Annotated in this window: 14 protein-coding genes; 3 read left to right on the top strand and 11 right to left on the bottom strand. The window is 53.9% G+C overall.

Annotated elements, in window-relative coordinates:
• Positions 1-40: 40 nt before the first annotated feature.
• The gene (gene fabI, locus TH30_RS14195; RefSeq protein ID WP_114098762.1) at positions 41-871 is read right to left on the bottom strand and encodes an enoyl-ACP reductase FabI; all 831 of its coding nucleotides are present in this window, start codon (positions 869-871) and stop codon (positions 41-43) included.
• 204 nt (positions 872-1,075) lie between these two features.
• Here fabI and TH30_RS14190 point away from each other — a divergent pair, with 204 nt between their 5' ends.
• Positions 1,076-2,434, top strand: a complete 1,359-nt coding sequence (locus TH30_RS14190; RefSeq protein WP_114098761.1) for a YihY family inner membrane protein — start codon at positions 1,076-1,078, stop codon at positions 2,432-2,434.
• An 83-nt stretch (positions 2,435-2,517) separates the two neighbouring features.
• Here TH30_RS14190 and TH30_RS14185 read toward each other — a convergent pair whose 3' ends face one another.
• From TH30_RS14185 to TH30_RS14145, 9 genes are all read right to left on the bottom strand, one after another.
• On the bottom strand, positions 2,518-3,183 hold the full coding sequence (locus TH30_RS14185) for a tetratricopeptide repeat protein (RefSeq protein ID WP_114098760.1): 666 nt from the start codon (positions 3,181-3,183) through the stop codon (positions 2,518-2,520).
• Positions 3,180-3,968 carry an SDR family NAD(P)-dependent oxidoreductase gene (locus TH30_RS14180; protein WP_114098759.1) on the bottom strand — a complete coding sequence of 263 codons (789 nt, stop codon included), beginning with the start codon at positions 3,966-3,968 and terminating at the stop codon, positions 3,180-3,182. The genes TH30_RS14185 and TH30_RS14180 overlap by 4 nt, the downstream gene beginning before the upstream one ends.
• Complete coding sequence (locus TH30_RS14175) at positions 3,958-5,994, bottom strand: AMP-binding protein (RefSeq protein WP_114098758.1); 2,037 nt, start codon at positions 5,992-5,994, stop codon at positions 3,958-3,960. The genes TH30_RS14180 and TH30_RS14175 overlap by 11 nt, the downstream gene beginning before the upstream one ends.
• Before the next feature lie 2 nt (positions 5,995-5,996).
• Positions 5,997-6,695: a thermostable hemolysin gene (locus TH30_RS14170; RefSeq protein ID WP_114098757.1), complete on the bottom strand. Its 699-nt coding sequence runs from the start codon at positions 6,693-6,695 to the stop codon at positions 5,997-5,999.
• Positions 6,696-6,800: 105 nt separating this feature from the next.
• Positions 6,801-8,129 carry a mechanosensitive ion channel family protein gene (locus tag TH30_RS14165; RefSeq protein ID WP_114098756.1) on the bottom strand — a complete coding sequence of 443 codons (1,329 nt, stop codon included), beginning with the start codon at positions 8,127-8,129 and terminating at the stop codon, positions 6,801-6,803.
• 88 nt (positions 8,130-8,217) lie between these two features.
• Entirely contained in the window at positions 8,218-8,469 is a 252-nt protein-coding gene (locus tag TH30_RS14160; protein ID WP_114098755.1) for a hypothetical protein, read from the bottom strand.
• Complete coding sequence (locus tag TH30_RS14155) at positions 8,469-8,882, bottom strand: DUF411 domain-containing protein (protein ID WP_114098754.1); 414 nt, start codon at positions 8,880-8,882, stop codon at positions 8,469-8,471. The genes TH30_RS14160 and TH30_RS14155 overlap by 1 nt, the downstream gene beginning before the upstream one ends.
• Before the next feature lie 98 nt (positions 8,883-8,980).
• Positions 8,981-9,907, bottom strand: coding sequence for a DnaJ C-terminal domain-containing protein (locus TH30_RS14150; protein ID WP_114098753.1), 927 nt, complete (start codon positions 9,905-9,907; stop codon positions 8,981-8,983).
• A gap of 195 nt (positions 9,908-10,102) precedes the next feature.
• Positions 10,103-10,579: an RT0821/Lpp0805 family surface protein gene (locus tag TH30_RS14145; protein ID WP_114098879.1), complete on the bottom strand. Its 477-nt coding sequence runs from the start codon at positions 10,577-10,579 to the stop codon at positions 10,103-10,105.
• Between the two features lie 149 nt (positions 10,580-10,728).
• Here TH30_RS14145 and pdxH point away from each other — a divergent pair, with 149 nt between their 5' ends.
• The gene (gene pdxH / locus TH30_RS14140; RefSeq protein WP_114098752.1) at positions 10,729-11,349 is read left to right on the top strand and encodes a pyridoxamine 5'-phosphate oxidase; all 621 of its coding nucleotides are present in this window, start codon (positions 10,729-10,731) and stop codon (positions 11,347-11,349) included.
• A gap of 89 nt (positions 11,350-11,438) precedes the next feature.
• Here the strand turns inward: pdxH and TH30_RS14135 are convergent, their stop codons facing one another.
• Positions 11,439-11,747, bottom strand: coding sequence for an ArsR/SmtB family transcription factor (locus TH30_RS14135; protein ID WP_114098878.1), 309 nt, complete (start codon positions 11,745-11,747; stop codon positions 11,439-11,441).
• Positions 11,748-12,073: 326 nt separating this feature from the next.
• On the opposite strand from TH30_RS14135, the gene TH30_RS14130 reads away from it, so the two are divergent.
• The gene (locus TH30_RS14130; RefSeq protein ID WP_114098751.1) at positions 12,074-12,931 is read left to right on the top strand and encodes a universal stress protein; all 858 of its coding nucleotides are present in this window, start codon (positions 12,074-12,076) and stop codon (positions 12,929-12,931) included.
• Positions 12,932-13,033 lie beyond the last annotated feature (102 nt).

The raw sequence follows: 13,033 nt of genomic DNA, 5'->3' as shown, positions 1-13,033 counted from the left end.
CGCCCATAAGGGCAGCCCGCAAAATCATATCATGTTCAGATCAGGATTTCTGAACATTGATGTCAGGTGCGTCTGCCTGCTTCATGCCAACGGTATGGTAACCGCAATCGACATGATGGGTTTCACCCGTGACACCGGTCGAAAGATCCGACAGGAAGTACAGCCCCGAACCGCCAACGTCATCAAGCGTGACGTTACGGCGCATCGGCGAGTTGTATTCGTTCCATTTCAGGATATAGCGGAAGTCGCCGATACCTGAAGCGGCAAGGGTTTTCATCGGACCGGCCGAAATTGCGTTGACACGGATGCGGTCCGGGCCAAGGTCATTGGCCAGATATTTCACGCTTGCTTCCAGTGCTGCCTTGGCAACGCCCATGACGTTGTAGTGCGGCATGACTTTTTCTGCACCGTAATAGGACAGGGTCAGAAGCGAGCCACCATCGGTCATCAGTTTTTCCGCGCGCTGGGCAACAGCGGTGAAAGAATAGACCGAGATGTTCATTGAAAGCGCGAAGTTTTCCGGCGAGGTGTCGACATAGCGACCGCGCAGTTCGTTCTTGTCGGAAAAACCGATGGCATGGACGACAAAGTCCAGCTTGCCCCATTTTTCCTTGAGCGTGTCAAAAACAGCGTCGATGCTTGCGGCATCGGTGACGTCACATGGCAAGACGATATCGCTGCCGACAGACTCCGCAAGCGGGCGTACGCGCTTTTCAAGTGCCTCGCCCTGGAAAGTAAAAGCAACCTCGGCACCCGCGGCAGCAGCGGCGCGTGCGATACCCCATGCGATGGATTTATCGTTGGCGACGCCCATAATCAGGCCGCGCTTACCGGCCATCAGGCCCGAAATGTTTTCGGTGGACAGGCTCATTTTTCCTCTCGTTCCCACGATCTCATTTTCTGGCAGGTAGAAGCATTCAAATAAAGCCGCGACCGGCACAGAAGGCATTAGACATTCGGCGCATCCTACACAAAGCTAGGCCAAGGTCAATCTGGCCTGTCATATCATGTATCGGCGCGCTATCTTGTTGATCACATGCAGTATAACCGGAAAATGCGTGGGGATAAGCGTTTAATGGTCGAAATTCAGAAAATGATCGCGGACCGAACGGCATTTTGGCGCTATGCAATTATGCGGTTTATTCACGATAAATCGGTCCAGCGTGCAGCGGGACTCTCCTATACGACGCTTCTGGCAATGGTGCCGTTTCTGGCTGTGGCCCTGACAGTTTTGTCTGCCTTTCCCGTATTTGATCAGTTCAAAGATCAGATCATGGATGTCGTTCTGAACAACTTTCTGCCCGAAACCGGGGAGCAGGTAAGCGACTATCTAGGCAACTTCCTGCAAAATACCGGACAGATGACGGCGATCGGTACCATGGTACTGGGGTTGACTGCTGTCATGCTGCTTGGCGCGATAGAAGGGGCGATGAATGATGTCTTTCGCGTTACGAGTCCGCGCAAGTTATTGGCACGACTTGTCGTGTTCTGGACACTTCTGACTGTCGGTCCGATGTTGCTGGGGTTAAGCCTGTCGCTTGCATCCTATATCTTTGCAATGCGTCATCTGGTTGGGGGCGAGGCGCTTGGCCAGCAGATAGGTCAATTGACATTCATTGCACCGTTCCTGTTGTCTACAGCCGCATTTTCGCTGTTGTTCATCGGAATGCCCAACCGTTCGGTTGCAATCATTGACGGACTCGTTGGCGGTTTTGTTGCCGCCATGCTGTTCGAAGCCCTGAAAAAGGGTTTCGGGTTCTATGTCACCAACTTTCCGACCTATCAGACCATTTATGGTGCGGTGGCGATTGTTCCGATCTTCCTGTTGTGGATGTACCTGACATGGATTGTGATCTTGCTCGGCGCTCAGGTGGCCGCCGCACAATCGGAATGGCGTGCTGCACGAGCTGCGGGTCTTATTCCCGACCCACGCGGTGCCGTGCCCGGGCATATGGAGCGGATTATTGCCGTGCTGCGGGTGCTGGAATATCTGCAGGCGCGGTTCCATGATGCGGCAAAACCGCCGACCTATCGCAAGATGATGCGTGAGCTCAAACTTGGCGGACGTGATCTCAACTGGGCGCTGGCCGCTCTTCGCCGCGAGAAACTGATTGATCGGTCCGAAGATCATCGCTGGTTGCTTTCCGGGGACCTGTCGCGCATTACCCTGACGGAACTGATGACGCGGATGGGGCTGTTTCTTGATTATGACCGGTTGCTGCTGGTGCAAACCGATGGTGGCTGGCCGATTGTCATGCGCGAACGTCTGGTCGAGCTTGAGAAAAAGCGCCAGTCTGTTCTTGCTGTGCAGGTAGGAGCATTGCTCGATACGCCAAGACCGGAAAACAAAATACCCGAACAGGTCGAAGCTGATCCTCATCATCTCAAGGCCAACCAGGTCGAACAAAAAGACATGACCGATATCATCAGCTAGATCGCGACCCGAGACATGAACCAAAAAGGCCGGGACAGCTGTTCCGGCCTTTTCATATGTGCTGCTGCGAATGGTTCAATCCGCTATTTGGCGGACTTGCGGGCAATCTCATTCAGGGCCCTGGCGATTTCTGCACGACGTCCGGCGTCCGCCCGTGGACGGCTGGGACGGTCCGGTGCCTTCAGGGCCTTTTCGAAATAGGTGCGAGCTTCGCTGCTGCGATCCTGCTGCAGCAGGAAGTCACCGTAAAAGTAGTTCGGGTCGATGCCGTCAGGGTTAACGGCCAGCGCCTTTTTCAGGAATTCCTCGGCCTTGGTGTTGCTACCAAAGGCAAGCGGCCATGACGGGACCTGATAGTATAATGACCCAAGCGAGGTATAGGCTGAACCGTCAAGTGCATCGGGATTGGTTTTGATCGCCTTTTCAAACAGCTCGCGGGCATCACGGACCTTGCCAAGTGCGGAAATACCGCGATCAATTCCGGCATCGGTCGATAGCAAAATTCCCTGCCAGATCTGCAGTTCCGGGCTTTCGGGGAACCGGACAAGCAGTTCTGCGCCATCAGCTTCAAGCTGATGAAGGGCTTCTACTTGCTGGTCCTTGTCCGACAGGTCGTATTTGATCCGCGCCCATTCGGTCTGAAGATGTGATACGCCATCCATCACCGCACCGTTGGTGGTTTCTGCATGCCCAATCATGGGCAGCAATACCGCAAGGGCACAGAAAAGAATAAGGGGGTTGAGCTTCATGCGATGTTCCTCCGCTGGGTGTCACAGTTTGGGGCGGCAAGAGGTTGTGGCTCGGCGCTATCCTCCTGTTCGGAATTGAGGATATCAACGCCAATGGCCGTGTTCTTGCGAAGACCCTTGTCGATCAGGGAAGGGCACAGGGCGTTAAGTTGCGCAAACAGGCGTTCGGGCCAGCCGATCCGAACATCGGATTCACTGCGTTCAATGGCGTTGATGATACGGTTTGCCACGTCACGCGGGCGGTCTTCGGTCGTATGGGTCCGCTTGTTCAGCAAACCAAGTTTGCCAGCATTCATTTCGGTGTGAACAGCACGTGGTGCAATGTGGGAAACCTTGACGCCGCAATCTGCCATTTCGCGTCGAAGGGCGTCGCTAAATCCCTTAAGCCCGGATTTGGCCGCGACGTAACCGGTCATGTGCGGCAGGGGGATCAATCCCGCCATCGATCCGATATTGACGATCTGTCCGGAACGGCGTGCGCGCATGGTCGGCAAGACCGCCTGACACAAGCGCATCGGCACCAGCAGGTTCAAGGTCAGAAGCGCGTCGTAATCCTGCTTTTCGGCAAGGTCGAACTCGTTGATCCCGGCCAGATTGACCAGAATGTCGGGCGTGTTTTCGCGCAGGACCTTGCAGGTGGTATCGATATTTTCCATCAGATTACCCTGCTGGGCCCGGTCATAGGTTGTGACATGAGCACCGCGTCCCCTGAGCAGGGCGGCAAGCGGCCTGCCAATGCCGCCCGTCGCCCCGGTCAGAAAGACGCTTTTTCCATCAAGCAACATGTTTTCTCTGTCCTTCATGCGGAATGGCAGCAAACAGGTTTGCAAACAGACGGAAGGTGTTTTGGGCCACTTCAATGATCGCTGCCTGATCATCGGGATCGGTGATCTTGTTGACGGTCTGTTCGAAGAATTTCATATGCTCGATATCAAGCGACCCGTGCGAGAACAGATAGCTGAATGCCGATTTCGGAAGATCAAGGCCGTTCATGACGGCATCAGCACCCTGACTTGCGATCTGGGTAGAGGTGCTTTCAAGCATAAAGACCATGCCAAAGAACCCGACCGGGTTTTTGCGCGCGATATAGTCATAGTTATAGGCAACCATGACCTGGGTTTCGAGGTTCGGCGTTGCGTTGCGCGCTTTTTCGCGATTGCCGCCAGCGGCCTCGATGTCATTGAGAATCCATTCTTCGTGGCCTTCTTCTTCTTCAAGATATTCAATGATCGCCTTGTGCAACCAGCGTTTGTCCTCAGGCAGGCGCGATCCCATCGCCATCAGGAACGGGACGGTGTGTTTGACGTGGTGATAGGCCTCGGTCAGATAGGCAACATAGGTCGAGCGCGAAATATTACCCTGCAGTCCGTCCACCAGCTGCGGGACATGATAAAGGCTTGCACGTGCTTCTGCGGTTTCTGCAACAAGACGATCATAAAAGTTCATGGAAGGCTCCGGGGTAAGTTGAGGAGAAAGGTAGCGGGCTGAAATTGCGTCGCGTTTGGGCCGACCATTGCCGGTCAGGCAGCCATTTTCGACGCTAAAAGGCGGGACGATCTGGAAATCGCGTATCTGCGCATAGTCGGGGAGAACGGTGTTGGTCGTCTCAATCGCGGCTGCGATATTGGCGGTCGCATTGCTTGGAACGATCAGGGCGCTCAGATGTGGCTGGTCATCGCCATAGACGATTGCCTGATAGATTTCCGGTTGCGCCAACAGAACGGACTCCGGCCATTCAGGCGATATGTTGCGGCCATGCGAGGTTATCAGCACATTCTTCTTGCGGCCGGTAACGTGAACAAATCCGTCCGCATCGATGTCGCCGATATCGCCAGTGGCAAACCACTGGGCAACGGTGCCGTCCGACTGGTCTGTTGCTCCGATATAGCCAAGGAAACCCGGGCGGTGGACATAGATTTCGCCATCCCGAATTTCTGCCTTTACGTGGGGAAGCAATGTGCCAGCCGTGCCAGGTTTGTCCTTGCCCGGGATATTCATCGAAAGAACCGACGCACATTCCGACAGGCCATAGCCCTCATAGACAGGAAGACCAAGCTGGCGCGCCGTGGCGATCAGGCGCGGGGCAACGCGTGCACCACCAACAGCGATGAATTTCAAATCAGGAAGCGGGCCTTTGGCGTGGACCTGCATCATCAGGGCACGCAAGATTTCCGGGACCAGAATGACCGAATTTGCGCGGGCCTGTTTCAGGACATCGTACAGATTATGATATTGCGATCCGAATTCCTGCAGCCCTGTCAGATGGATTGTGCATCCGGCTATCAGACCGGCATAGACCCCGGCGACATTTTCCAGAAGAACGGCAAGTGGAAGGACACAGGCATGTGTTCCGACAAAATCATCGCCGAGAACCGCGTGGATGGCATGTGCGACATTGAACATCGCGGTCTCCGACAGACAAACACCCTTTGGGGTGCCTGTCGAGCCAGAGGTGAAGGTGATTTTTGCCGTTCCTTCGGGGATCAATGGCGAACGGTCAAAGCCGGTTGCAACAAGCCCGCCCGGTGTGACCATGTGTGTGATCCCGCCAGTCGCAATGCTGTGGTCAATCTGATCCTTGGTGAAAAAGGGTGGTAACGGGATGCAGATGATCCCGGTATGCAGGGCCGCAAGATCCCAGAGCAGCCAGTCAATGCCGTTATCAAGTGCGATGCCCAGAACATCAACATCCTGCAACTGGATGCTGCGTTCCTCAACATGACGGATCAGGTCGCCATAGTTAATTTCGGCGGTGCCTGTGCGCAGGGCAGGACGATGACCAGGATGATTGCGGATACGTTCAAACAGCATGATCAAATCTCGCCATTATGCTGGAAGTGGGGATAAAGACGCGGGCGCATATGCAGATATTCAGCGCCATACAGCGATTGCAGCTGTCGGTAGCCATATGCGACCGATCCGGACAGAACATGCGGGCAGCGCTCGTAATAGCGGCCCCAATCGGTGTCCTTTTCGGCCAGACGCGATGGATCGGCCATGGCGTGACGCACCGGGTTCAAACCCATCTTGCGCAGACGCTTTTCGATATTGTCGGTACCGGTGACGACTGCCTGCTTATAGGCATTGTGATACAGATAGGCCGAAAGGGCGGTGAACAGGAACGACGTTCCGCCACCACCGGACGAAGCCAGATTGCCGATTTCGACAATCTGATGGCGAGAAATGCCAAGGATGTTGTCAATCGGGCAGGGCAGATATTGTTCAAGGAAAAGTGGTCCGTGACCGGCAGAGCGAAAGCCAAGGGCTGCGACAATCTTGCCGCTGTCATCACGCACACTCATCAGCGTGTCATATTGCACCCGGATCGACGCGTCATAGGCGTTGGCGTAGGTCGCGGCGATGAAATCCTCCACCTCGGCCCGTTCGGTCGCAAGGCTGGTCAGAATGGAGATCGCACAGGCGCGCATTTGCACGCGAGCCAGAAAACCATTCTTCTGCAGGCTTAATCGTGCCGCAGGATTTCCATTCTCATTGTAATTCAACAGAAGCATTTCGGGCGCCTTTGACTGCGTTAAGGTCGCAGTTTGGCGCGCCTACCTGACAGCAACCTGAATATGTGATCCAGATCACAAAAAGGTTTGATGCTGTTTGGCTGCCTAGTTTGTTGGCGAGGTCATCTCGACGCGAATGGGCGCATCGCCGCTACGCAGGTGCAGGTCGCGTTGCGGGAACGGAATTTCAATATTGTGTTCCTTGAAGGCATCCCAGACATTGAGCAGAATTTCGCTGATGATATTGCCGCGCCCGTTCTGCGGATCATCAATCCAGAAACGGATTTCAAGATCAACAGAGTTGTCCCCAAATCCGCGCAGCAATGTATTTGGGCCGGGATTTTCCAGAACCCTTTGGCATTTTGCTGCGGCTTCGTTGCAAAGCTTGATCGCAAAATGCGGATCACAGCTATAGGCAATGCCGACCGGAATTTTCAGGCGCAGTTTGACGTCCGAATGGCTCCAGTTTTCGACCTGCGTGGTAATAAGGTCTTCGTTCGGGATCAGGAATTCGGTGCCGTCACGGGTGCGAACGGCGGTATATCGTGCCCCTAGAGACTGGATCCAGCCAAATGTCTCGCCGATGGCAATGACGTCACCGGGTTTGATCGACCGATCCAGAAGCAGAATGACTCCGCTGATCAGGTTGGCGACGATCCGTTGCAAGCCAAGGCCGATACCAACGCCAACCGCGCCACCAAATACCGCAAGGGCCGTCAGATCAACGCCAATCGTCGATAGCGCAAACAGAACTGCAACCGACAGCAGGACAAGTTTCAAAAGCTTTGCCATCAGGACCTGAACCGACGGGGTCAGGCGGTGGACCTTTTGAATGCGTTGTTCAAACAGGCGGGAAGCAAAGGATGCAACCCACAACAAAACCGCAAGTGATAATACGGCTTTGAGAATGCCATAGACCGACACCCGGAAATCGCCGACCTGCATGGCAAGGCTGTCAAGGATCTCGATGGTTGGTTCAAGCCAGCCAACAATATTAAGGGCGGCAAGCCCCCAGGCCACGGTTGCAATCGTACGTGACCATACCGGGTCGTTGACGATGGCTGCTGCCAGCCGAATGACGATCCATGCATTCAAAAGGCTTGCAACCAGTCGAATGACATTGTGGCGATACCCCGCCTGAACAGCGACGGCATCAAGCAGCCAGACAAGGATGACAAGAAGAAGCGGGAAGGCCAAACCGGGCAGGACCGTGGCAAAGCGACGGAACCCGGCATATTGCAAAAGCGGCTTCCAGTTTTGCAGACGCGACAGCAATGTTTCAAGTCTGCCGCGCAACAGGAACGCGGTAATAGCAACAACCACACAGACCAGAATTTGTATCAGGATCGGGATCAGCAACACATTGGCCGAAAGCCAGTCTATCGCCTGTTCAACCCACAGAACGTACTGATCCGGATTGGTAAATTGTTCCATTATCCCCTGATGGTCTGTTTTGCCCTTCACACCATATGGGAACAAGAACCGGTTTTTTCAGGTGCCATAAAGTCAGATAGGACTGACTTTATTTGATCTGGTGGCGTCTCTGGCGGGCTTCGTCTTCCCAGCTTTCAGTGAGAATGGCAGCGCCAAAGCCCAATCCGCCGAAAATAACCAGGCTCAGGATCAGGGCCGGAAACAGGCTGTCAGGTGGTAGGAAATTCGGAGATCCTCCGGGCAGCAACAACCAGACGATTGCAGCACTTCCCCAAAGAAGGCCGATGGCTCCAATCCCTATTGCGGTAAAGGCCAGTCGCAAGGGCGATACGAATTTCATCACTGGGCCTTCCGGCGTTCGACTGTGCCGTCATAGTGAAGGGCAACAGTTTCAAGGGTTGTTTTGTCTTGAGCAAGGGCGACAACATCAAGCGGTTTGCGCCGAAGAAGGGTTACGATATCACCAGAGGCCACATCACCAATCACGTGATAGCCGGCAACGCTTGCAATCTTGCAGTCACGCATTGGTTCGGGAAGCGACATCATTGCCTGTTGCTCGGAAAGAGTAAGCTCGTTGACAGGGGAAAGTTCAATGTCAAACCCTTCTGCCATAAGGCTTTCTTTCCAGCCGTCGACATTCTTGCAGTTGGCAGAATAGGATAGTTCAATTGTCGGGCGTGCAGTGCCGACAAATGCAGTCAGCCCCAAAAGGGCAATGCCAGCGAGAATGGGAACAAATGAAATCGGGCGCATGGTTTTTCCCTTTGTGCGGTGAAATACTCCAAAGGGAAAATACGTGTTTGCGCCCGACCGAGTCTTGAGTCCTGTCAAGCCACGGGCAGGGCCGTGGCCTAGCGCGTTTTGTAGGGATGTTTTTCAGACCATTCCTTGATGAAGTCGATCAGTTCATCATCGCGTTCATCAGGAAGCTTGACCGTCAGGTGAACATACTGGTCACCACGTTTGGTGCCGCGATCATAGGGGGCACCCTTACCGCGCAGGCGCAATTTGGTGCCGCTATTGGCATTGGCCGGGATCTTCATATTCACCTTGCCATCGACGATCGGTACTTCGATCGACCCACCAAGAAGGGCCTCGGGCAGGCTGATCGCAAGATCGCAATGGATATCATTGCCTTCGCGACGGAATGTCTTGTCGGGATGAACATGAAGCTTGATCAGTGCATCTCCGGCTTCGCCGCCATTCATGCCCGCCATGCCCTGCCCCTTCAGGCGAAGGGTCTGTTCATTTTCGCTTCCGGGCGGGATACGGACTTCAAGGCTTTTGCCGCTGGCAAGATTGATACGTTTGGTCGCGCCAAGGATCGCCTCGCTGAAATCAAGGCTCAGCTCATAGGAGATATTCGGGCCTTTGACTTTTTGCGGTTTGCGTTCACCGCCAAAACCGCCAAAGCCACCACCGGACCGGCCACGCCCCTTGCCGAAAATCTCGTCAAAGATGTCTTCGGCATTCGCCCCCGAGAATCCAAAGGGATCACCATTGCCGCCACCAAACCCGCCCGCGCGTCCGCTACCACGCGCAAAGGGGCTGGTTTCACGGCCGTCGGCATCGATTTCGCCATTGTCGAATTTCTTGCGGCGTTCGGCATCACCAAGCAGGTGATAGGCGCTTGAAACCTTCTTGAAGCGTTCCTCGATTTTCGCGTCGCCGGGATTTACGTCGGGATGGAGTTCACGCGCCAGTTTACGATAGGCTTTCTTGATTTCTTCCTGACTGGCACCCTTGGAAACACCAAGTATCTTATAGGGATCCTGCATGTACTGACCGGTTGTAAAAACTAAAAGCACGTAGGTTCATTATTAGAGCATGATCGGTCAAATATGAACCTTAATTGCGATCAGCAAGGTGGGAGAACGACCATCTTGTCTGGTCGCGATAATGAAAAGGCGGTGACAACCACATGGATTGCACCGCCCTTGATAGTTTTCACAGCCTGTGTTGGCTGTTATTGATCAATTAACGACCTGCCAACTGCCATCAGGCTTGCGGCACGCAGTACCATAGGCGGTTTCTTCCTGACCACCGATCATGACGGTCTGCTGGTACTCGCGGCAATATTCCTGGGTCTTGGGTTCCTGATAGGTGCGGGTCGGTGTAACCGTACCCTGAACACCGGTATCCGGGTTCTGCCAGGTGGATGTCTGACCTGTCGGGGTCGCTTCAAGCGTGCGCTGGGTGCTTTGCGCCATGATTGCACGGTCTGCATTGTCCAGCGAACGTCCGACTTCGCTACCGATAAAGGCACCGGCGAGCGTGCCAAGCGCTACGCCAACGAGCTGGCCGCTGCCTTTACCAAATTGTGCGCCAGCAACAGCACCACCAACCGCACCAAGCAAGGTGCCAGCGGTTTGTTTCTGACCCTGATCCTGGGCGCAGCCAGCGATGAAGGCGGTCATGATGACCGGAATTACGATATGACGGAATTTCATGTTTGTTTTGCCCATCTTGTCTTTACAGTCCCAACCGATATTCTTTGCGTATATATATGAGAAGCAAACGACGTGTCTGCCACCAATGTTCCAAATTAGTTGAACCGCACGGCGACTAATTTCAATCAGCCAAAGGAAATCTTTTCCCAATGGACGAAAAAAATACGCCAAAATTTGGGCACGAACCCCACGACGCCCCTTACGAAATGTTCCAGAAATGGTTTGATGAAGCCAAAGCTGCCGAAAAGGCCTATCCGGACGCAATGACACTGGCGACTGCCGATGCGCAAGGTCGCCCGTCGGCCAGGATTGTTCTTCTTAAGGAATTTGATCCGCGGGGCTTCGTTTTCTATACCAACTATGAAAGCCGCAAGGGTGAGCAGCTTGGCGAGAATGGCTATGCCGCCCTTTGCTTCCACTGGAAAACGTTGGAAAAATGCGTCCGTATCGAAGGCAAGGTATCAAAGGTCGACGCCGCTGAGTCAGATGAATATTTCGCAACGCGCCCGCGTGGCAGTCAGCTTGGCGCATGGGCTTCAATCCAGTCCCGCCCGATGAGTGGCCGGTTTGATCTGGAAAAACGTGTTGCCGAGTTCACCGCAAAGTTTGGTCTTGGCAAAGTGCCAAGGCCGGATCACTGGGGCGGGTTCCGTTTAGTACCTGATCGTATCGAATTCTGGTCCGAGGGAAAATTCCGCCTGCATGACCGAAAACTCTATACCCGCGATTCTGATGACGCCGGGTGGAACATCGATAAATTGTTCCCGTGAGTTCGAAACGGTCGGTAGCTGAAAAAAACAAAACGCACAAGGTCGGGGGACTTTGTGCGTTTTTGTTTTTGTCAGAGGGGAAACAGCCTCTAAGCGTTTTCTTCCGGCGGGCAGAAGGTTTCCTGCAAGACGGCAATGATCCTCATGATGTCGGGATTGGCAAGGGAGTAATAGATTGTCTGAGCATCACGGCGTGTTTTGACCAGTCCTTCGCGGCGCAACCGTGCCAGATGCTGGGACAGGGCAGACTGTTTGATGCCCAGCTCGTTTTCCAGCGTGCCGACAGACTTTTCCAGATCCCCGAGCGAACACAGGATCATCAGGCGCCACTCATTGCCCAAGGTTTTGAGAAATTCCGCTGCTTCGCGGGCATTCTCATGGAGTGCTTCATAATCCATTCGGCAGACGACCCATTCTAAGTTCAATGTTTCACTTCGCCCATTGTCATAAATTTGCGGTTTTTTGAAGGGCGAAAATTTTGGTTTGATATTGAAACCGCCATCGTAATCACAACCATAGATGATACAATCATTTTGTGTGTTAGGCTTCACTAAATCTGATCAAATGTACGGTATTTGAATGAATGTTCATGATGTTTGCCGGGATTTGATCTTGAACAAAGAAAATGGCACTGAAAAATTGCAGACTTAACACTGGCTTGAAATGAACCCGACCCGGTTTCCGGGCCACGCGGTTATCAAACGGATTGGCGGGAGTGTGAGAAATGGCAATACGAACAATTCTGGCTCCAGTGGCAGGGACGGCCATTGATGAAAGAGTAATGGAAACGGCTTTTCGGATGGCCAAACGGTTTGACGCCCACCTTGAAGCGTTGTTCGTCGCAGCCGAACCGCAGGACGCAATTCCGATTGTTGGCGAAGGAATGTCCGGACTGATCATCGAAGAAATGATCCGTGCGGCCGAAAACGAAACCGAAAAGCGCGAAATCAGTGGCAAGGCATCCTTTGAGGCCGCTGTGAAAGCCTCGGGGGTTGAAGCGACCGACGTGCCGTCCAGCGATGCCAAACCAACCTGTGCATGGCGCAAGGATAGCGGTCGCGAGGATGAAACTGTTGCCCGTCGAGGTCGGCTGTTTGATCTTGTCGTGATCGGACGCGATCCCAAGGAAGCGTCTGCATCCCTGACCTTTGATGCCGCACTTATGGAAACGGGCCGCCCGATCCTTGTTGCGCCGGAAAAGTCGCCTGCGACGGTTGGCGAGAAGGTCATGATTGCCTGGAATGGCGGGGTAGAGGCCGCGCGTGCCGTCACCTCGGCGATGCCGCTTCTGCGCAGTGCCAAGGAAGTCACGATTGTCAGCGTCGGGGATGTGCCCTATGGCCGGGCTTGTGGCAAGGCACTGGCCGAACAGTTCCGCTGGCACGGAGTCGAAGCCGTGGTTGTCGATAACACTGAAACGTCGAACGTTGCTAATGCCTTGATTTCCGAGGCGGAAAAATGCGGAGCAGATACCATTGTTCTTGGTGCCTACAGCCATTCGCGTTTCAAGGAGATGATTCTTGGCGGTGTTACGCAGGATATGCTGGGAAAATGCACATTGCCCCTTTGGATAATGCACTGACGTTTTGGTGATGATAACTGCCTGAAATCACAAATTTAAATTATCGGTTTGCACAGGCAAACAGGGAAAGGCGCATGAAAATGCGCCTTTTTTTGTTGCACT

Source organism: Thalassospira profundimaris (assembly GCF_003326795.1).
Lineage (GTDB): Bacteria > Pseudomonadota > Alphaproteobacteria > Rhodospirillales > Thalassospiraceae > Thalassospira > Thalassospira profundimaris_C.
The sequence above is the reverse complement of the archived record's forward strand: the minus strand, read 5'-3'. Positions and strand labels throughout refer to the sequence as shown.

Bases quoted from the DNA above. Each gene is read 5' to 3' on its own strand.
- fabI (WP_114098762.1), bottom strand. From the start codon at position 871: ATGAGCCTGTCCACCGAAAACATTTCGGGCCTGATGGCCGGTAAGCGC.
- TH30_RS14190 (WP_114098761.1), top strand. From the start codon at position 1,076: ATGGTCGAAATTCAGAAAATGATCGCGGACCGAACGGCATTTTGGCGC.
- TH30_RS14185 (WP_114098760.1), bottom strand. From the start codon at position 3,183: ATGAAGCTCAACCCCCTTATTCTTTTCTGTGCCCTTGCGGTATTGCTG.
- TH30_RS14180 (WP_114098759.1), bottom strand. From the start codon at position 3,968: ATGTTGCTTGATGGAAAAAGCGTCTTTCTGACCGGGGCGACGGGCGGC.
- TH30_RS14175 (WP_114098758.1), bottom strand. From the start codon at position 5,994: ATGCTGTTTGAACGTATCCGCAATCATCCTGGTCATCGTCCTGCCCTG.
- TH30_RS14170 (WP_114098757.1), bottom strand. From the start codon at position 6,695: ATGCTTCTGTTGAATTACAATGAGAATGGAAATCCTGCGGCACGATTA.
- TH30_RS14165 (WP_114098756.1), bottom strand. From the start codon at position 8,129: ATGGAACAATTTACCAATCCGGATCAGTACGTTCTGTGGGTTGAACAG.
- TH30_RS14160 (WP_114098755.1), bottom strand. From the start codon at position 8,469: ATGAAATTCGTATCGCCCTTGCGACTGGCCTTTACCGCAATAGGGATT.
- TH30_RS14155 (WP_114098754.1), bottom strand. From the start codon at position 8,882: ATGCGCCCGATTTCATTTGTTCCCATTCTCGCTGGCATTGCCCTTTTG.
- TH30_RS14150 (WP_114098753.1), bottom strand. From the start codon at position 9,907: ATGCAGGATCCCTATAAGATACTTGGTGTTTCCAAGGGTGCCAGTCAG.
- TH30_RS14145 (WP_114098879.1), bottom strand. From the start codon at position 10,579: ATGAAATTCCGTCATATCGTAATTCCGGTCATCATGACCGCCTTCATC.
- pdxH (WP_114098752.1), top strand. From the start codon at position 10,729: ATGGACGAAAAAAATACGCCAAAATTTGGGCACGAACCCCACGACGCC.
- TH30_RS14135 (WP_114098878.1), bottom strand. From the start codon at position 11,747: ATGGATTATGAAGCACTCCATGAGAATGCCCGCGAAGCAGCGGAATTT.
- TH30_RS14130 (WP_114098751.1), top strand. From the start codon at position 12,074: ATGGCAATACGAACAATTCTGGCTCCAGTGGCAGGGACGGCCATTGAT.